General features: G+C 63.8%; 14 protein-coding genes and 1 tRNA gene. 9 read left to right on the plus strand and 6 right to left on the minus strand.

Annotation, left to right across the window (positions count from 1 at the left end; genetic code table 11):
- The first annotated feature begins 88 nt into the window (after nucleotides 1-88).
- From ACVENA_RS06535 to ACVENA_RS06550, 4 genes are read left to right on the plus strand one after another with little or no spacing between them, the layout of a single operon-like run.
- On the plus strand, nucleotides 89-2,263 hold the full coding sequence (locus ACVENA_RS06535; RefSeq protein ID WP_449328099.1) for a TonB-dependent receptor: 2,175 nt from the start codon (nucleotides 89-91) through the stop codon (nucleotides 2,261-2,263).
- A gap of 23 nt (nucleotides 2,264-2,286) precedes the next feature.
- Nucleotides 2,287-3,675 carry a spinster family MFS transporter gene (locus ACVENA_RS06540; protein WP_449328100.1) on the plus strand — a complete coding sequence of 463 codons (1,389 nt, stop codon included), beginning with the start codon at nucleotides 2,287-2,289 and terminating at the stop codon, nucleotides 3,673-3,675.
- A complete protein-coding gene (locus tag ACVENA_RS06545; RefSeq protein WP_449328101.1) occupies nucleotides 3,672-4,067 on the plus strand; it encodes a nuclear transport factor 2 family protein in 396 nt (131 codons plus the stop codon). The genes ACVENA_RS06540 and ACVENA_RS06545 overlap by 4 nt, the downstream gene beginning before the upstream one ends.
- 19 nt (nucleotides 4,068-4,086) lie before the next feature.
- On the plus strand, nucleotides 4,087-4,611 hold the full coding sequence (locus tag ACVENA_RS06550; RefSeq protein ID WP_257549470.1) for a VOC family protein: 525 nt from the start codon (nucleotides 4,087-4,089) through the stop codon (nucleotides 4,609-4,611).
- Nucleotides 4,612-4,644: 33 nt separating this feature from the next.
- On the opposite strand, the gene ACVENA_RS06555 is transcribed toward ACVENA_RS06550, so the two are convergent.
- From ACVENA_RS06555 to ACVENA_RS06570, 4 genes are all read right to left on the minus strand, one after another.
- A complete protein-coding gene (locus ACVENA_RS06555) occupies nucleotides 4,645-5,088 on the minus strand; it encodes a MarR family winged helix-turn-helix transcriptional regulator (protein WP_449328102.1) in 444 nt (147 codons plus the stop codon).
- 190 nt (nucleotides 5,089-5,278) lie between these two features.
- Entirely contained in the window at nucleotides 5,279-7,651 is a 2,373-nt protein-coding gene (locus ACVENA_RS06560) for a TonB-dependent receptor (RefSeq protein WP_449328103.1), read from the minus strand.
- Between the two features lie 76 nt (nucleotides 7,652-7,727).
- Nucleotides 7,728-9,824, minus strand: a complete 2,097-nt coding sequence (locus ACVENA_RS06565; RefSeq protein ID WP_449328104.1) for a PEP/pyruvate-binding domain-containing protein — start codon at nucleotides 9,822-9,824, stop codon at nucleotides 7,728-7,730.
- A 126-nt stretch (nucleotides 9,825-9,950) separates the two neighbouring features.
- Entirely contained in the window at nucleotides 9,951-10,610 is a 660-nt protein-coding gene (locus tag ACVENA_RS06570) for a TetR/AcrR family transcriptional regulator (RefSeq protein WP_449328105.1), read from the minus strand.
- Between the two features lie 193 nt (nucleotides 10,611-10,803).
- On the opposite strand from ACVENA_RS06570, the gene ACVENA_RS06575 reads away from it, so the two are divergent.
- From ACVENA_RS06575 to ACVENA_RS06595, 5 genes are read left to right on the plus strand one after another with little or no spacing between them, the layout of a single operon-like run.
- On the plus strand, nucleotides 10,804-12,021 hold the full coding sequence (locus tag ACVENA_RS06575) for an amidohydrolase family protein (protein ID WP_449328106.1): 1,218 nt from the start codon (nucleotides 10,804-10,806) through the stop codon (nucleotides 12,019-12,021).
- Between the two features lie 32 nt (nucleotides 12,022-12,053).
- Nucleotides 12,054-13,103: a DUF7065 domain-containing protein gene (locus tag ACVENA_RS06580; RefSeq protein ID WP_449328107.1), complete on the plus strand. Its 1,050-nt coding sequence runs from the start codon at nucleotides 12,054-12,056 to the stop codon at nucleotides 13,101-13,103.
- A gap of 56 nt (nucleotides 13,104-13,159) precedes the next feature.
- Nucleotides 13,160-14,869, plus strand: a complete 1,710-nt coding sequence (locus ACVENA_RS06585) for a PEP-utilizing enzyme (RefSeq protein ID WP_449328108.1) — start codon at nucleotides 13,160-13,162, stop codon at nucleotides 14,867-14,869.
- Nucleotides 14,869-16,110: a cytochrome P450 gene (locus ACVENA_RS06590; RefSeq protein ID WP_449328109.1), complete on the plus strand. Its 1,242-nt coding sequence runs from the start codon at nucleotides 14,869-14,871 to the stop codon at nucleotides 16,108-16,110. Before ACVENA_RS06585 ends, ACVENA_RS06590 begins: the two co-directional genes overlap by 1 nt.
- A gap of 52 nt (nucleotides 16,111-16,162) precedes the next feature.
- Entirely contained in the window at nucleotides 16,163-16,900 is a 738-nt protein-coding gene (locus ACVENA_RS06595; RefSeq protein WP_449328110.1) for an SDR family NAD(P)-dependent oxidoreductase, read from the plus strand.
- 65 nt (nucleotides 16,901-16,965) lie between these two features.
- On the opposite strand, the gene ACVENA_RS06600 is transcribed toward ACVENA_RS06595, so the two are convergent.
- Both ACVENA_RS06600 and ACVENA_RS06605 read right to left on the minus strand, forming a co-directional pair.
- Nucleotides 16,966-17,061: transfer RNA gene (locus tag ACVENA_RS06600), tRNA-OTHER, on the minus strand.
- Between the two features lie 213 nt (nucleotides 17,062-17,274).
- Nucleotides 17,275-18,315 carry a LysR substrate-binding domain-containing protein gene (locus ACVENA_RS06605; protein ID WP_449328111.1) on the minus strand — a complete coding sequence of 347 codons (1,041 nt, stop codon included), beginning with the start codon at nucleotides 18,313-18,315 and terminating at the stop codon, nucleotides 17,275-17,277.
- Nucleotides 18,316-18,351 lie beyond the last annotated feature (36 nt).

An 18,351-nucleotide genomic window follows, 5' to 3' on the forward strand; every position in this document is an offset into this window, starting at 1 on the left:
CTTACTAATTAACCGTCGACGAAGATCGGCGGCACGACATGGGAGAGGGATGAATATGGGCAAGCGCTCCATTGCATGCTGTGCGTCGTTGCTGGCTGTCGTCGTCACCACCGGAGCTTCGGCGCAGGTCGAAACTGCCCCGGCGGAGCAAAGTGCCGGGTCCGCGGATCAGGTCGCCGAGATCATCGTCACGGCGCAGCGCCGCGAGCAGAATCTTCAGGACGTTCCGGCTTCGGTGACCGCGTTCGACAGCGCGAGCCTGGAGGCACAGTCGGTCCTCAATCTGACCGACCTCAATTCCAAGGTGCCGAACGTCGTCCTCGCGCCGGTGGGTGCCTATCCCTATGCCAGCGCCTTCTTCATTCGCGGCCTTGGTTTCGCCGACGTCGAATCGACCTTCGAGCCGTCGGTCGGGGTCGAGATGAACGGCGTCTATCTGGCGCGCAACAGCGGCGCGCTTCAGGATTTCTTCGACATCGAATCGGTCGAGATTCTGCGCGGACCGCAGGGCACGCTCTATGGCCGCAACACGATCGGCGGCGTCGTCAGCGTGCGGACCAAGCGGCCGGGCGATACCTTTGCGGGCGAGGGGCAATTGACCTTCGGCGATCGCGGTCGGGTCGAGGCTCGCGCGGCGCTCGAAACGCCGCTGGGCGACAATCTCGCGGTGCGCGCCTCGATGCTCTACAAGACCTACAACGGCTACAACTACAATGCGACGACCGGCGAAAAGGTCGGCGACAACGAGGTCTGGTCGGGCCGTCTGACGCTGGTCGCGCGGCCGTCCGACAATCTCGAAGCGACGCTCGTCGCCGATTTCGACCGCGAGCGCGGATCGGGCGCGGCGTTCCGCAACGCGTCGCTTCCCGGCGACGTCTATTATAATTTCAGCCCCGATACCGGCACCCCGACCCCGGCGGTTCCGGCGGGCAATTCGGACCCGACCGATCCCTATACCATCTATTCGGATACGCCGCTGTTCGCGGACCTCGACACCTGGGGGCTGGCGTTCAGCCTCGACTGGGCAGTCGGCGGCGCGAAGATCACCGCGGTCACCGGCTATCGCGAGTTCAAGGATCGCGTGCAGAGCGATTATGACGCGAGCGCCTTGCCCTTCTTCTCCGCGCTGCGCGATCAGAAGCACGAGCAGTTCAGTCAGGAAATTCGCATCGCGTCGGACGGCAAGTCGCGCCTCGACTATGTGCTCGGCGCCTTCTTCATGCACCAAAGCTACGACATCACCAATGCGCAGAGCGGGCTCATCTACGGCGGCGCGACGGTCCCGCAGATCGCCAGCCAGAGCAACACCGCCTGGGCAGGCTTCGGCCAACTCGACTTCCACGCCACCGATGCGCTGACGCTGACCGCCGGCGGGCGCTACAGCTATGAGAGAAAGCGCTTCACCAACCAGCCGCTCTTCTATCCGACATCGATGACCTATCGCGACAATTGGGACAATTTCTCGCCCAAATTGGGGATCAGCTATCAGGTCGATCCCGATGTCCTCGCCTATGTGACCTGGTCGAAGGGGTTCCGCAGCGGCGGCTTCAACGGCCGCGCGGCCAGCTTCACCTCGGCGGGCCCCTATGATGCCGAAACCGTGTCGAGCTTCGAGGGCGGGCTGAAGACCGAATTGTTCGACCGCCGCGTGCGCTTCAACATCGCGGCCTTCTCGTCGACCTACACCGACATGCAGGTCGGTACGCAGGGGCTGACCTCGGGCGGCGTCTATGAATCGATCGTCACCAACGCCGGCAAGGGGCGTATCGACGGCGTCGAAAGCGAATTGCAATGGGTCCTCGGCGGCGGATTCAGCATCAACGCGAACGCCGCCTATCTTAACGCGCGGTTCAAGGAGAATTTCACCGATCTGACCAGCGACGGCGTCGACAATCCGACCGACAACAGCGATCTGCCATTCGCCTATGCGCCGAAATGGTCGGGCAGCCTCGGGCTTTTCTATGACGCCGATGTCGGGATCGGAAAGCTGAACGGATCGGTCAACGCGGTCTATATGGACGATCTCTATACCAGCGGCGGCGCCGCCAACCGGACCAGCGACGTCCAGTTGCGGCCGAGCAATGTGCTGGTCGATGCGACGCTCGGACTGCAGAGCGAGCAGGGCTGGCGGATCGGTGTCTGGGTCAAGAACGCCTTCGACAAGACGGTCATCAACAACACCTTCGGCCTTGGTCCGCTCGGTTTTCTGCGCATCTATTCGCCGCCGCGCACGTTCGGCGTCGATCTGGGTTATAAATTCTGATGCTGGAATCGGGCGGCGGACCCGTGGAGTCTCCCCTGCCGTCGCCGGATTCCTGGACCGGCGCCGGGGCGGGGCAGGGGACCGCGATCGGCGTGCGCGACCGGCGCTATGCGGTCTTCATGCTGCTGGTGGTATCGACGATCGCCTTCATCGACCGATCGATCCTCAACACGGTGGGGCAGGCGATCAAGACCGATCTCCACCTCAGCGACACGCAGCTCGGTCTGCTCGGCGGCGCGGCCTTCGCGATCCTTTACGGCGTCCTCGCCATTCCGGTCGCGCGCCTCGCCGAACGCTATAATCGCGTGCGCATCATCGCGGTCTCGATGGCCGCCTGGTCGGCGATGACGGCGCTGTGCGCCGCTGCCAGCGGCTTTGGCGGGCTGATGCTGGCGCGGATCGGCGTCGGCATCGGCGAAGCCGGATCGGGGGCGCCCTCGCAGTCGCTGGTGGGCGACTATTTCCTGCCCGAAAAGCGTGCTTCGGTCTTCGGCATTCTCGGCCTCGCGACGCCGATCGGGATCATTCTCGGCGGGATCGGCGGCGCGGTCGTCGCCGAAAGCCACGGTTGGCGTGCCGCGTTCCTGCTGGTCGGGCTTCCCGGTATCGCGCTGTCGGCGATCGTTTGGCTGACCCTCAAGGAGCCGGCGCGCGGCCTCTCCGACGGCCGGATCGCCTCCGACGTCACTCCGCCGCTCGGCGCCGTGCTCCGGCGCCTTGCCGGAAGCCCCGCGTTTCGCAACCTCGTGCTGGCGGGAACGGTGGTGAGCTTCGTCGGCTATGCCGGCATGACCTTTGCGCATCCCTTCTTCGTGCGCAATTTCGACGTCGGCTATACCGAGGCGGCGATCGCCTTCGCGGTGATCAACAGTCTTTCGCTCGGCAGCGGCAGCGTGCTCGGCGGGATCGTCGCCGACCGGCTGGGGCGCCGCGACATCCGCTGGTACGGCTGGCTTCCCGCCATCTGCATGATACTCGCGGCCGCGACCTATATGCTCGGCTTTTCGCAGACGAGCTGGTTCTGGACGATCCTGCTCCTGACCCCGCCGGGCTTTTTCGCCGGCGTCTTCACCGGGCCGACCTTCGCCGTCACCAGCAACCTCGTCGAGCCGCGTATGCGGGCATCGGCGACCGCGATCCTGACGCTGACGATGAGCGTGCTCGGCATGACTCTGGGCCCGATCACCGCCGGCTGGTTCAGCGACATCTTCGCGGCGCAGGCTTTCGCCGGCGATTATGCTGCGCGCTGCGGCGAAGCGACGACGGCCGCGGCCTGTGCGGCGGCTTCGGCTCAGGGGCTCCGGACCGCGCTGGTCACGGTCTGTTCCTTCTATGTCGTCGCGGGATGGCTGTTCTTTCGCATGGCGGCTTACCTGCCGCGCGAGCTGGCTCATATGGAGAAAGGTCGATGACCGAGGCGGAGCAAATCGCGGCGGTTGCCGATCGCTTTTTCGGGGCGGTCGAGGCGGGTGACGCGAACACGGTCGAGGCCTGCTACGATCCCGCGGTGGTCATTTGGCACGGTCATACGCGCCAGGCGCAGGACCGGGCGGCGAACGTCGCGACGCTGACGCAGTTCATCGCGCTCACGCGCGAGCGGCGCTACACCGACCGCAAGATCCATATCTTCGACGGGGGTTTCGTTCAGCAGCATCTGCTTGTCGCGATCGCCAACGGCGGCGCGCGCCTCGAACTTCCGGCGGCGCTGATCTGCGCGGTGACGGGCGATCGCATCACCCGGCTCGAGGAATATTTCGACAATTCGGCCGTGATCGAATGGGCGAAGGCGCCCGATTTCGCGTGACGGCTTCAGGAGAGACCAGATGAAGACAATGGGGATCAATCACATCGCGCTGGTGGCGCGCGACATGGCCGAAACGGTCAAATTCTATACCGAGGTGCTGCAGATGCCGCTGGTCAAGACGGTCGAACTGCCGACCGGCGGCCAGCATTTCTTCTTCGATTGCGGGGGGGGATCGGCGGTCGCCTTTTTCTGGTGGAAGGATGCGCCGCCCGCAGCGCCGGGCGTCGCGTCGGTGAAGAAATTTCCCGGCGACGATAAGACCGCGGTCGGATCGATGAACCATCTCGCCTTTCATATGGAGGAGGACGAGCTGGAGGCCGCGATCGGCCGGCTGGTCGAGGCGGGAGTCGAGGTCATCCCGATGGTCGTGAACCACGACGACAGCGAGACGACGGTGAGCATGACGATGCACGACGGCGTGTTCATCCGCTCGGTCTATTTCACCGATCCCAACGGCATCATGATGGAGTTCGCCGCCAACACCAAGGTGTTCGGCCCCGAGGATGTTCGCCACGAACCCCAGCGCGTCGAGGCGGCCGCCTGATCAGGGGAGCGCAGCCGGCACAGGCAACCTGTTTCAGCGCCTGATCGTCACGACCGGCGGCTCGCCCCAATCGGCCTCGAACGCGCCGCGCAATGCGCGCACGCGGCGCTTGCCGATCCGCTGTTCTAGCAGCGCGCCCAACTGTTCGACGATCGCATTGGCGTCTTCGTGCATCTGCGCGCCGCGTTCGGCGAGCGTCACGATCTTGATCCGCCGATCCTCCGGGTCGGGTTCGAGGGCGAAAAAGCCCGCCTTGACCAGACTGCCGATCGTCGTGTGCACCGCCTGGCGCGACAAGCGAAGCGCCCGGGCGATATCGGCCGGGCGCCGCGTGCCGACGAGGACGTGCAGAATGACCATCGATTCGGCGCGCGTGACCGGCTCCCAGCCTGCGGCCTTGAGGCTGCGTTGCAGCGCGTCGTCGAACCATTCGAAGCCCTCGAGCAGGGGAGCGATAAGGTAGTTGGTCGACTGCATTCCCGGTGTCTATGCATAGGACTTGCCGATAGGCAAGCGGCGAGCGGATGCGGAAGCACGGGATGTCGAGAAGCGCCGGTGATGGGGCTTTCGGCACCTCTCTGCACTCGCCGCGATCGGGCCGCGCAAGGCAGCGGCGGTGCAGGAAAAGGCGGAGCAGGGGAATAAGCCGCTCCACCGTTCCCGAAGGTCAGAAGCGATAGCGCGCTTCGAGCGAATAGGTGCGCGGCGCGCCCGGAAGCGCCGAGTTGAACTGGAGCAGCGCCGCGAGCGGCATACCGCCGACATAATAGACTTTGTCGAAGGCGTTCTTGAGGTTGGCCGCCAGCGACCAGCCGGCCGCTTCATCCTCGATGCCGATCCGGAAATTGGCGATCGAATAGCCGGGCAGATGCGCGGTCGGGTTGAGGTTGCCCGACGCGATATAGAAGGTGCCGGTCTGCGAATAGAGGTCGCCGCGCAGCGATGCGGTGAGGCGGCTCGACACCGGCGCCGAAATCTCGCCATAGACGGTGCCCGACCATTCGGGGGTATCGGGCACCGTGCCGAGCAAGATCGTGCCGCCGAACGCCGGGGTCAGACCGTTGGTGAAGCGTGCGTGCGTATAGTTGAGATTGCCGCCGATCCGCAGCCAGTCGGTCAGGCGCACGTCGCCGTCGAGCTCGAACCCATAGACCTTGGTGCGCGGGACGTTGACGGCCAGAGAGGCGGGGCCGTTGATGTCGGCAAAGGCGTTTCGCTGCCCGTTCTTGATCCACATATTGTAGAGCGCGATGTTGAACCGCGCGGGCATGGTGCCGAGAAGGCCCTGGAATTTGGCGCCGGCCTCGACATCGGTGACGGTTTCGGTGCCATAGCTGTTGCCGTTCACTGTGGCGTCGCCGACGATCGGCGGCGAACTGCCGTTGAAGCCGCCATTGCGATAGCTGCGGCGGGTAACCGCATAGAGCAGGACGTCGTCGCTGATCTGGTTCTGCAATCCGAAGGTCCAACTGAGGTTGCGGATCGTCTTGCGCTGGTCGTTGTCCGCCACGCCGCTATCGATCTGCGCCGGGGTCGCATAGCTGTTGTCGATCGGCAGCGTCCGTCCGCGCACGGTTTCGCTGGTGTAGCGCAGCCCCGCCGTCACCCCGAACCCGCCGCCGAGTTGATAGGTGCCCTGGCCGTAAAAGGCGTAGCTGTTGTTATAGGCGACGTCCGAATTGACCGACAGCGGCGACAGGCCGAGATCGCCGAACACGTCGAGGAAGGTCGCCTGGCGGAACACGTTCGACTTCTCGCTCGATAGATAGAAGCCGAGGGCATAGGTGAGCCTGTCGGCGGCGAGCGTGCCGAGAAGTTGCAGCTCCTCCGACAGGATCGTCGTTCGCGTATGGCCGCCGGGCCGTCCGACTTCGTCGATTTCGCCGTCGCCCGCGACGCCGAAGGGCGAACCGTCGGTGTCGCCGCGAACATCGGTCTTCAGATGCGCATAGCCGATGATGTTCTTGAGCTTGGTCGTGTCGTTGAGATCGACCGATGTCGAGTTGGTGACGATCAGATTCTCGGCGCGATAGAAATTGGCGTCGTTGGTCGCGATCGTGAACGGCCCGCGCGCTTTCTGGATCGCCAGGAAGTCGGCAAGGCCGCCGGCGGGGATCGTCGGGTTGGTGTGCCGGCTGAGATAGCCGTCCCATGCACCGGGGCCGAAGACGAGATCGAGGCCGGGAGAATAGAAGAGAGACACCGCCGCCGCGGTGGGCTGCGTCGGATCGAGCGCATAGAGGACCGACTGGGTGCTGGTTCCGTCGGCCTTGTAGTAATCGACGACCAGATCATTCTCGAAGCCGCCCTCGCCGCGCCAGGTCAGGCTGCCGCGTACGCCATAGCGTTCGATCGAGCCGGGCCGCGACCCGTCGTAGAGATTGTGCTGGAATCCGGTCTGGTCGCTGTAGAAGCCCGCGACGCGCGCAAGCAACCGGTCGTCGACGATCGGCAGGTTCAGCGCGCCTTCGAGCTGCACCGTGTCGTAATTGCCGTAGCGCGCGCTGAGATAGCCCCCGAATTCATTGGTCGGCTTGGCCGAGGTGAACAGCACTGCGCCGCCCGTCGCGTTGCGGCCGAACAAGGTGCCCTGCGGTCCCTTGAGCACCTGGACCGATTGCAGGTCATAGAAGGAGGTCGCGCCGCTGCCGCCGCCGCTGTTGCTGCTGATCTGCACTTCGTTGAAATAGGGGAGGACGCCGGGACGGGTGCCGGTGAACTGGTCGACCGATTGCCCGCGAAGCGAGAAGTTCACTTCGTTCGAGGTCGCGCCCGCGCGCACCGACAGGCCGGGCGCGGCGAATTGCAGGTCGGCCTCCGACCGCACATTCTGTTCGGCCAGTTCCTGCATACCGACGACATCGACCGCGACCGGCGTGCGCGACAGGCTTTCGTCGCGGCGCTGCGCGGTGACGATGATGTCCTCATTTCCCGCTGTCGTTTTGCTGGCGCTGTCCGCCGTCGTCTGGGCGAGGGCCGGCGCGGCACCTCCCAGCATCGCGGCGGCCATCGCAAATCCGCTGATCCCGTGCCTCGGCATCGTCTCTCTCCCCAGGCTCCGCACCTTCGGGTGCGTGTTGTCTGTAATTAATTACTTACATGAGCAATTGCGCCTGTCAACCGGCTTCCTGACGGCCCTCGGCTTCGGCGCGGGTCATTCCCGCCAGGCGGATGAGATATTCGTGCAATTCGAACCAGATATTGTGATAGGAATCGATTTTCGGGGAGGCGAGATAGGGGGTTTCTCCCGCTTGTAACCGGGCGAAAGCCGCTTCAAGGCGGGTGCGGAAAAAGGGGAGCGGCCCGCGCGGCTCGATCGCCTCCAGCCACGCCATTGTGTCGCGGTGCAGCCCGGACATCCGGCCCAATATGGCGGCGTCATAATCGGGGTCGCTATGGTCGTTGAAGACCGGGGCGCCGTCTGACGGCCGCATCTGCCAGCCGGTGACGAGCGTCTTGAAATCGTCGTTGAGTATGTGAAACGCAGCGAGGCGCTCGCGCGCGGCGTCAAGTCCCATCGCATCCCTATGCGTCGCGACCATCTGATCGCCGCGTGCCTTGCCTGAGTCGGTCGCCTTGATGAAACGTGGCGACGAGGCATCGAGAAATTCGTCCAGCCCGGCGAGCTTCGCCGCCAGCGCGTCGCTGTCCAATCGCCCGATTTCGATCGCGGCATCGCGGGGACAGAATCCCTTCAGCGCGACGAGGAGGACCAGTTCGTCGTCGGACAGCGCCGACTGCGCCGCGCCGCTGCCACCGTCCGCGGGGCCATCCCGCCAGCCCATCATGACCACGGCCTCGGGCGTAAGATGCGTCTCGCAGGCAAGCGCACCAGCGAATATCTCGCCGGTCTCGCCGTCGATCGACAGGATCGCACCCTCGTCGATCCGCATATCGTCTACCAAAATGCCGCCTTCGACGAATTGCATCGCGTCCCAGCCGACCACTGCGGGCTTGCCCCAGCCGCGCGCGACCACCGCCGCATGGCTGGCGAGCCCGCCGCGGGAGGTCAGCAGCCCTGCGGCGGCGGCGATGCCTTCGATATCCTCGGGCGAGGTTTCGGGGCGCGCTAGAATTACCGCTTCGCCCTGCGCCACAAGGTTGACGGCGCGCTCGGCGCAGGTCACCAGCTTTCCCGAAGCAACGCCCGGCGACGCACCAAGGCCGGCGCCCAAGGCGCTTTCGTCGCCGGCAATGCGCCGCGAACGCGCTGCGGCGCCGAGCAGATGCCCGACCCTGTCCAACGCTTCGCTCCGTGTCAGGGGAAAGTCGGGGTCGAGCGCCATGTCGTGCGCGATCCGGATCGCCGCTTCGGGCGATCGCTTGCCGGGGCGCGCCTGCAAAATCCATAGCTTTCCAGATTCGATGGTGAATTCGACATCGACCAGATCGCGATAGTGACGCTCGATCGCGTCGAGGCAGCGGTCGAGCGCTGCGGCGGCGTCGGGCAGCCGGCTCGGCAATTGGGCAATGTCGATCGTCTGGTGGGCGCCCGATACCACGTCCTCGCCCTGCGCCTGAAACAGAATGTCGCCGAAGATCCGCGGTTCGCCGTCGGAGGGATTGCGGCTGAAGACCACGCCCGTCCCCGACATCGCGTCGCGATTGCCGAAGACCATCGCCTGGATATTGACCGCGGTCCCGGCGTCGTCGGCGATTGCCTCGATCCGCCGATAGGCTTTGGCGCGCTCGCTGTTCCACGACTGGAACACGGCCTCGATCGCCGCGCGCAACTGCGCGCGCGGCGCATCGGGCGGCGCGTGACCCACTGATTTGACGAAGGATTCGTGGAGGCGGTGCAGGCAATCGCGGGCGAAATCCTCGTCGCCGCCGCTACAGGCCGCGAGCCCCGGCACGATATCGGCGTTGAGCCCGACGTTGAGCACCGTGTCCATCATCCCCGGCATCGACGCTGCGCCGCCCGACCGGACGCTGAGGAGGAGGGGATTGACCGCATCGCCGAAGCGTCGCCCCAGCATCGTCTCGATCTGCGCGAGATGCGTCTCGATCGCCTCGTCGAACGCGGGCGACCAGCCCGAGCGCAGATAGTGCCGGCACGCGCCGGTGCCCAAGGTGAAGCCCGGCGGCACAGGCAATCCCATGGCGCGGGTCATGTCGGAAAGACTCTTGCCCTTGCCGCCCAGCAGTTCGAGGCGTTGGGCGTCCGACAGCGCGTGGGGTGCATCGAACATGAAGGCGATCGCTTCGCTCATCTCCGGCGATCCGTCACCGTCGAGCGCGCCGCTGGGCAGTCCGCCATGCCAGTCTCCTCTTCCCGGCCGATCTTGCTCGACCGGCTTTTATGTAAGCAAACACTTACTTCTGGAGGCCGGGATAAGTCAATCGGGCTTTCTGTCCGTGCCGTCGCCGCGATGTTCGAACAGCGGTAGCATCATCTGCGCGAGTTGCTTGGCGCTTGCCGCGGTATCGAGCCGGGTGCCGCGAAAATGCGCGTTGGCCGCGACGAAAAAACTGATCCCGATTCCTGCGATCGCCAGAAAATTCTGGTCGAGCTTGCTGCCGGGGGCATCCGACGGCATGGCGGTCGCGGTCCGCCGCGCCCAGCCTTCGATCAGCGGAACGATGCGTTTGGCATAGAATTCCGGGCCATAGCTGCCGCTGCCGAACAGCGCGATGCCCAGCAGCGGAAACACCTCGTCCATATGGCTGAGATATTGCTCCGCGCCGCGTTCGAGGAGCTGAAGCTGGGTTTCCGCATCGGCCGCAGTCGCGACCAACCGTCCCGCATGATTATAGGTTTCGAGCCAGCTTTCGAGCGGCTCGATCACCGCCGCGTCGAACAATTCTTCTTTCGAAGCGAAGTGGCGATAGATCAGCGCTTCGTTGATCTTCGCCTCGACCGCGATGTCCTTGGTCCGGGCGCCCGCATAGCCGCAGCGGATGAACACTTCGGTCGCAGCCGCCAGGATCGATTCGCGGCGTTCCGCAGATGAAATGCGGCTCGTCGCTTTCTTCGGCCGGGCTTGCGCTTTGGTCACCACCATCCCTCGATCTTCGGTCCGTGCAGTACGGCAAATAGCGTGATGGCGCCCCCGAATGCAAATCCGACCGGTTTCGGCGCCCGATCCCCCCAACCTTTGCGGAGTCAGGCCTGGCGCCAAGAGGATTGACGCTCCCCGAATCCAGATGTAAGCATTTACTTACTTATAAAGCGAGAGAGGAATTTCATCGATGTCCCGTGCCCCGCGCCTGATTTCGCCGGACGATCATCTGCAAGCGCCCGCACATCTGTGGCGGACGCGCCTGCCGGCGCGGCTTCGGGATCAGGGGCCCTACGTGAAGCGGATGACCGGCGCCGCCTATGATGCCGGCGGCGGCAATTTCCGCTTTCGCGAGACACCCGACGGCGCGCTCGGCGATGTCTGGCATTATGACGGAAAGCAGGTTCCGATCGTCAAGATCGCGGCGGCGGCGGGCTTCTATCCGCGTTCGTCGGTGAAGTTCGGGCCGAACACCTTCGACGAGATTCGCGAAGGCTGCTACAACGGCAAGGCGCGTCTCGCCGACATGGATCAGGCCGGTATCCTCGCCTCGGCCAATTATCCCAACATGTTCGTCATGTTCGCGGGCGAGCAATTCAGCTTCGCCTCGGACAAGCTGCTCGCGCTCGAATGCATCAAGGCCTATAACGACTTCGTGATCGAGGAATGGTGCGCGGGGTCGGGCGGCCGGCTGATCCCGATGGGGATCGTTCCGCTCTGGGACGCCGACCTCGCGGTCGCCGAAGCTCATCGGCTCGCCAAGCTCGGTTTCAAGACCATCTCCTTTCCCGAGGCACCGCATCGGAGCGGCCTGCCGTCGATCTCGTCGCGCTATTGGGACGGGTTGTTCGAGGCGATCGCCGATGCCGACATGGTGCTCTCGGTCCACATCGGCACCTCGCCGATGACGCTCGCCGCGCCCGATGCGCCGGCAGCGGTCGCGCATGTCGGCGCCTCCTATTATGTCATGCACTGTCTGATGGAGTTCCTCTGGTCGGGCGTCTTCGTGCGCTTTCCGCATCTTCGGGTCTCGTTCGCGGAATCGCAGCTCGGCCTCGTGCCCTACACGCTCGACCGCTGCGACTTCATCTGGGAGAATATCGTCATCGACGGCGTCGCCACCGTCGACCAGCGCGCGCTGCCCGAGAAGCCGTCGCATTACTTCCGGCAGAATTGCTACGTCTCCTATTTCCGCGACCCGGTCGGGCTGGAAATGACGCAGCATATCGGGATCGACAACATCATGTTCGAAACAGACTACCCGCATCTCGACTGCGACTGGCCCGATTGCCTGACCGAGGCTGAGCAGATGGTCGCCCATCTGCCCCACGATGCGCAGGACAAGATCCTGTTCGGCAACGCGCACAGGCTGTTCCGGCTCGACATCAAGGAACCGGCGCTCGCCTGAGCCCCGCGAACGGATCAAGACAGGAGAGGGCGATGAAGTTCACCGCGACCGAGCGGATGGCGCCGCACCATATGCCGGATGTGGACGAATATTTTCACAGGCCACCTGATCCGCTGCCCGAACGGTGGCAGGAAAATACGATGCTCGCGGCGTGGAACATCGACGAAGGGCACGGCTTTCTGGTTCATACCAAGCGCTGGCCAGCGAAGGGCGACCATGAGGCGCATATCATCGTTTTCGTCGACGGCGTCGCCTCGTCGGCGATCCTCCACCGGCCGACCGGCGACACCCTCCGCATCAACGATGAAATCCCCGAACTGCTGTTCGAGCCCGAGGTGCCGTGGAGCCGCTGGCGGCTGTGCGCCGAAATTCAGGGCGCGGGCGGCATCGGTCCGCACGGCTTCCTCGCGCATGCGCCCCGCGGCGATACGATCGGCGCGATCGATATCGTCATGGAAAGCGATCTTCCTATTGCCGATTTCAACGCCGCGCTGGCCGAATGGGCCGAGACGCTGAGCGCGGCGGGGTCGCATTCGCACAATTCGGCGCAGGCGCATTATGAGCAGGGCGGTCGTTGGCACGGCACGCTGCGCGTCGGCGGCCGGACAGTGAAGACCAGTGGGTTGTTCGTGCGCGATCATAGCTGGGGAGAACGCGTCGAGCGCGGGTTCGACTCCGGGGTGTTCTGGACGGCGTCGTCGCTCGATAACGGCAATATCTTCTGCAACGCGATCGGCTTTCCGCAGCCCGACGGTTCGGCGATCGGCACCGGCATATTGGTGAACCGCGACGGCGCGTTCCTGACCAACAAGGTCGGGGGGCGCTTCACCCCCGAGCCGGGCCTGCTCAGTTACGACCGATCGGAGTTGACGTTCGGGTTCGATACGCCGGTCGTGCTGACCGGCGAAACCCACGTCCACGTACCCAAATATCTGCCCGGGTCGGGCTTCCGCCGCTATGACAATAATGCGATCTCGCGGGTGCGGATCGGCGATCGTGTCGGCATGGGGTGCCTGGAATGGGCGGCGGTGCTCGAAAAGCATCAGGCCGACGATCTCGATCGCCTGCTCGAAGACGCATAAGAAACCGACCCGCCGACCGGCAAAATGCCGGCGACTGGATCGGGGGAGAGGATTGCATGACCGTCGATACGTGGCTGCTTCACGACACGCCGTCGAAGCGCTTCCCGATTTATACGCGTTCCAACGCGGCCGAAGTGATGGGCGCACCGGTATCGCCGCTCGGCTGGTCCTATGTCTGGCGCGAAGCCTTCGGTCCGGGCACGGTGCGCGGCTATGTCGATTTCGGCGGTTTCGACGCCGACGAGTTCGACGGGCCCGAGGATGTCTATGGGATCTTCGGGGGCTATTTCTACCTCAACATCTCGGTGATGTTCGTCGAGATGGAGCGGATGATGCCGGGTGGCGCGGCGCGCATGGCGGCGATGTTCGACAGCGGCCCGGGAATGCCGCCGCATATCGCTGAGGATTGGCACGCGAATGCCGCCTGCGGCGCGCGGGTCGCGGCGAACGTCGGGCGCTTCATGGCGGGCGAGGTGCATCCCGACCTGGACGTTCTGCACGAAGCGGCGATCGCGCTTCGCGCGGGGCGTCCCGATCTCGCGTCGATTTCGCCTGCCGAGATCATCGCGCGGCTGCGGTCGATCACGCCGCTCCTCGACCGCGCCGGATGCATCCATGTGCAGATCGGGCAGGCGGGCATGATCGCGATGGGCCAGCTTTCCGAGCTTCTGGCGGCCGTCGGCCGGGCCGGGGACGTGGCGCGGCTCGGCACCGGCATCGGCGATGTCGAGTCCGCCGACATCGCTCGCCGGCTTTGGACGATCAGCCGCCTGGTTCGCGGCTCGCCCTCGCTCAAGGCCGCTTTCGCGCCGGGCATCGATGGCGTGCTGGGTCGCATAACCGACCGCCGGTTTCACGACCTCTTCCGCCATTTCCTCTATGAGCATGGCGCGCGCGCGACGAACGAATGGGACCTGATTTACGATACCTATGAAACCGCGCCGCAAACCGCGCTGGCGTTGATCGACGCGATGGCGAAGCAGGGGGACGAAGCCGATCCCGAGGCGGCGCTGAATCGCAACGCGGCGCTGCGACGCGAATGTCTCGCCGATATTCGTGCGCAGTTTCCCGGTCAGGCCGATGCGATCGACGCCGCCGCCGCGGCGCTCGCGACATGGTTCGTCGCGCGTGAGCGGTCGAAGAATATGTGCGTCCGCCTGGTTCACGAGGCCCGGATGGGCTGCGAAGCACTAGCGGCGCATGGCATCGCCGTCCGCGCCCTTGACGAACGCGCGCAATTCTACATGCTGCTGTCGAGCGAACTCGATGCATGGACGTCCGATCCCGCGCGCTTTACGGGCACGCTGCGCCAGCGGCTTGCCGATTATCATGCGCTCGACCGCCTCGAGCCGCCCTTTTTCGTCAATGGCGAATGCCCGCCGATCGCCGAATGGCCGCAACGGGCTGTGCGCGACATTGCCGCAGCAGCCGATGGCGACCGGCTGACGGGCGTCGCCTGCTCTCCGGGACAGGTGACGGGACGGGCGCGGATCATCCTGGATCCCTCCGACCCCGGCGCGCTCGAACCCGACGAGATTCTCGTCACAACGAATACCAATCCCAGTTGGACGCCCCTGTTCCTCGTCGCCGGCGCGGTGGTGACCGAGTTCGGGTTGTTCAACAGCCACGCCAGCATCGTCTCGCGCGAACTGGGAATTCCATGCGTCGCGTCGGTCGACGGGGCGACCGACCGGATCAAGGACGGCATGCTGGTGTGCGTCGACGGCGCCGCGGGCACGGTGGAGATATTGGCGGGGGCGGCGTGATGACAGCGACCGGCGACGCCATCGTCTCGCCCTGCACCTATGCCGATCCGGGGGCGATGGACGCGCTTTTCACGCAGCTCCGCCGCGACGATCCGGTGCACCGCGTCGAGCATCCCGATTATCGCCCCTTCTGGGCGGTCACCAAATTCGCCGATATTCAGGAGGTCGAACGGCAGCCCGATCTCTTTCTGAATGCGCCGCGCACTTTCCTGCGCACTCTCGCCTATGAGGAGCGCGCCCGCGCGGCGACCGGCGGCAATCCCGCGCTTCTGCGTAGCCTCGTCTTCATGGATGCGCCCGATCATGCGCAATATCGCAAGCTCACGCAGGCGTGGTTCATGCCGGGGCGGATCAAAGTGCTCGAAGCCGATATCCGCCAGCTCGCGGCCGAGGTGATCGATGATATGGCCGACCGCGGTGGAGCCTGCGATTTCGCCGCCGACGTCGTGCCCTATTTTCCGGTGCGGGTCATCATGCGCATCCTCGGCGTGCCGCGATGCGACGAGCCGTTGATCCTGCAACTGACGCAGGAAATCTTCGGCTCGGACGATCCCGACGTGCAGGCGGCGCGGACGATGACCGCGAGCCTGGCCGATACGGTGAAGGTCTTCTCCGACTATTTCCGCGACCTGACCGCCGAGCGCCGCCGCAATCCTTCGGACGATCTCGCCACATTGTTCGCGCAGGCCGAGATCGACGGCCGGCCGATGGCGGACCATGAAAGCGTCTCCTATTATATTCTCGTCGCGACGGCCGGGCACGACACGACCAGTTCCACCACAGCGGGCGGCCTGCTGGCCTTGATCGAGAACCCTGATGCGCAGGCACAGCTAAGGGCCGATCTTTCGCTTCTGCCCGGCGCCGTCGACGAAATGGTGCGCTGGGTGTCTCCCGTCCGCCATTTCTTTCGCACCGCGACCCGCGATCATGAGCTGCGCGGCAAGGCCGTTCGCGCGGGTGACAGCCTGATGATGTGCTACCCCAGCGCCAATCGCGACGAGGAGATATTCGACGATCCTTTCGCGTTCCGGATCGATCGCCCGGCGAACCGGCACATCGCCTTCGGCTACGGCCCGCATCTGTGCCTGGGCATGCATATGGCACGGATGGAAATCCGCATCTTCTACGAAGAATTGCTGCGCCGCGTTGCCTCCGTCGAGCTGGCGGGCGACCCGGCCTGGCTCGCATCGACCAACGTCGGCGGGCTCAAGCGCCTGCCGATCCGTTTCACGCTCGCTTGACAGACGGGGCTCGTCCCGCCGATCAGGCAAAGGCGGCCACCGGGGAGGAACTATGATCGCCGACACCGATTTTTCCGGAAAGACCATCCTCGTCGTCGGCGGATCGAGCGGCATCGGCAACGGCATTGCGCACGGCTTTCGCGAACGTGGCGGGGCGGTGCATGTGTGGGGAACCCGCGCTGCGGCGTCCGACTATGATCCTGCCGACGGCTCCGATCTGGCCGGGCTCGGCTATGATGGCGTCGATGTTGGCGATCCCGTGGCGATCGAAGCTGCCGCGACGCCCTTCGACCGGCTCGACGTGCTTGTGCTGTGCCAGGGCGTCGTCGTCTACAAGCGCGGCGAGTTCGAGCGCGAGGGCTGGGACCGGGTCATGGCGGTCAATCTCGACAGCCTGATGCATTGCGCGCGTAAATTTCGCCGCCAGCTATCCGGGACCCGCGGTTCGATCGTCGTAGTCAGTTCGATTTCGGGTTTGCGGGGAAATATCGGCAACCCCGCTTATGCCGCGTCCAAGGCGGGCGCGATCAGCCTGACCAAGACGCTCGGCCAAGCGTTCGCCGCCGACGGTATCCGCGTCAACGGCCTGGCGCCGGGGCTCGTCGATACGAAATTGACCAAGGCCACGACGCAGCATCCTGATCGCCTGGCAGGCCGCCTGGCGGCGATCCCGCAGCGGCGAATGGGGACGCCCGAGGATATGGCCGGCGCCGCGATCTTCCTCGCGTCCCCGCTCGCATCCTACGTAACCGGCCATACGCTCGTGGTGGACGGCGGTCTCTCGCTCTAACACTGGCTGTACCGTCCTTCCGTTGCTGGAAGGACAGCGGGGTGTTATCCTAAGTCTCTGAAAAATGGTGGACGCACTAGGGCTCGAACCTAGGACCCGCTGATTAAGAGGCCCCAATTCTGGGGAATAAATCATTTTATTCGAGCAACTTAGATGCATCCGTTCATATTATTTGATGATGTGCAATACCATATCTGACACTGCTCAACCTTTGCCGACGTCACATATTCACTCACATTGTGCTACAGCGGTGATGTGGGCACAGATCTGTCGTCATCTTGCTTTTGGCCAATTGCGTGGTCGCAGGCATGTGAATGATCTGATAGGCTGAAGGCTTACCTTTGCGCTCGAGTTTTTATCCTCTAAGAAGAAAATCATGTAAAACTAGGATCTGATTGTCCGACAGTTTTAGCAGTTCTGACAAATTCTTCAATAATTGGCTTTTGATTATCTGCGCGTTTTATCAAGCAAAGATCAAATGTTGTCGTATCTTTCTCGGTAAATGGGGTATAAGTGACGCCTGGGATATTGAGGTTGCGAACGGAATCTACGCCTAATGCAATGCCAAATCCGCTCGATACTAATGAAACTGCCGTTACAACATCTTCAACATTTTGAGCAATATTTACAGAAACATTACGCTCATGCAGCATTCTGAGTAAGAAATTGCTGAATCCACCTGGCCTTTGAATTGGTGGATAAAATATTATCGGCTGATGATTTAAATCTCTCAAAGACAGATGTTGTTTTTTTGCAAGATGATTCTCTGTAGGAATTGCGGCAACCATTCGTTGGCTTGCGATCGTTTGCCAGAACAATCCCGGATAATCACTGAAAAAGCGGTTGAACCCCACATCGATGCGGCGTTCGGCCAACGCCTTTACCTGTTCCTCCCGCGACATGGTGTGGAGCGAGACCTCGACGTCGGGGAACTTTTCGCGATATGCTAGGACGATGCGCGGGATGAGGTCGAAAATGGCCGATCCGAAGACACCCACATCGATCCGGCCCATCTGACCCTGGCCGATCGCGTTTGCCCGCGTCGCACCCTGATCCACAAGTGCAAGAATATTGCGCGCATCGGCATAGAAGGCTTCCCCGGCGGCAGTGAGTGTAATGCCGCGGCTGTTCCGCTCGAGCAGGCGCACGCCCAGGATTTCCTCAAGTTGCTGAATCTGGCGCGTGAGCGGTGGTTGCGAGACGTTGAGTTCAGCCGCCGCGCGGCGAAAGCTGCGGTGCGTGACCACGGCCACAAAATACCGCAGGTGTCGCATATCTATGGATGACGAATAGCGTACCATCGGGATGCTCTCTCCGTTCTTCTTATCGCGTTGATAGCGCGAACGGCGTATCGTTGAAAGCCGCGCGATACGGGTGAGGTATCCCAAAAGCGCGGAAACGGTATTGGACCGCATCACGGCGCGGCTTTAACACGGTTGGGTTGCTGACCC

The sequence above is a fragment of the Sphingopyxis sp. 550A genome, from assembly GCF_053569535.1.

Coding starts and splice junctions, on each gene's coding strand:
- ACVENA_RS06545 (WP_449328101.1), top strand. CDS start 3,672: ATGACCGAGGCGGAGCAAATCGCGGCGGTTGCCGATCGCTTTTTCGGG.
- ACVENA_RS06550 (WP_257549470.1), top strand. CDS start 4,087: ATGAAGACAATGGGGATCAATCACATCGCGCTGGTGGCGCGCGACATG.
- ACVENA_RS06555 (WP_449328102.1), bottom strand. CDS start 5,088: ATGCAGTCGACCAACTACCTTATCGCTCCCCTGCTCGAGGGCTTCGAA.
- ACVENA_RS06560 (WP_449328103.1), bottom strand. CDS start 7,651: ATGCCGAGGCACGGGATCAGCGGATTTGCGATGGCCGCCGCGATGCTG.
- ACVENA_RS06565 (WP_449328104.1), bottom strand. CDS start 9,824: ATGAGCGAAGCGATCGCCTTCATGTTCGATGCACCCCACGCGCTGTCG.
- ACVENA_RS06575 (WP_449328106.1), top strand. CDS start 10,804: ATGTCCCGTGCCCCGCGCCTGATTTCGCCGGACGATCATCTGCAAGCG.
- ACVENA_RS06580 (WP_449328107.1), top strand. CDS start 12,054: ATGAAGTTCACCGCGACCGAGCGGATGGCGCCGCACCATATGCCGGAT.
- ACVENA_RS06585 (WP_449328108.1), top strand. CDS start 13,160: ATGACCGTCGATACGTGGCTGCTTCACGACACGCCGTCGAAGCGCTTC.
- ACVENA_RS06590 (WP_449328109.1), top strand. CDS start 14,869: ATGACAGCGACCGGCGACGCCATCGTCTCGCCCTGCACCTATGCCGAT.
- ACVENA_RS06595 (WP_449328110.1), top strand. CDS start 16,163: ATGATCGCCGACACCGATTTTTCCGGAAAGACCATCCTCGTCGTCGGC.
- ACVENA_RS06605 (WP_449328111.1), bottom strand. CDS start 18,315: ATGCGGTCCAATACCGTTTCCGCGCTTTTGGGATACCTCACCCGTATC.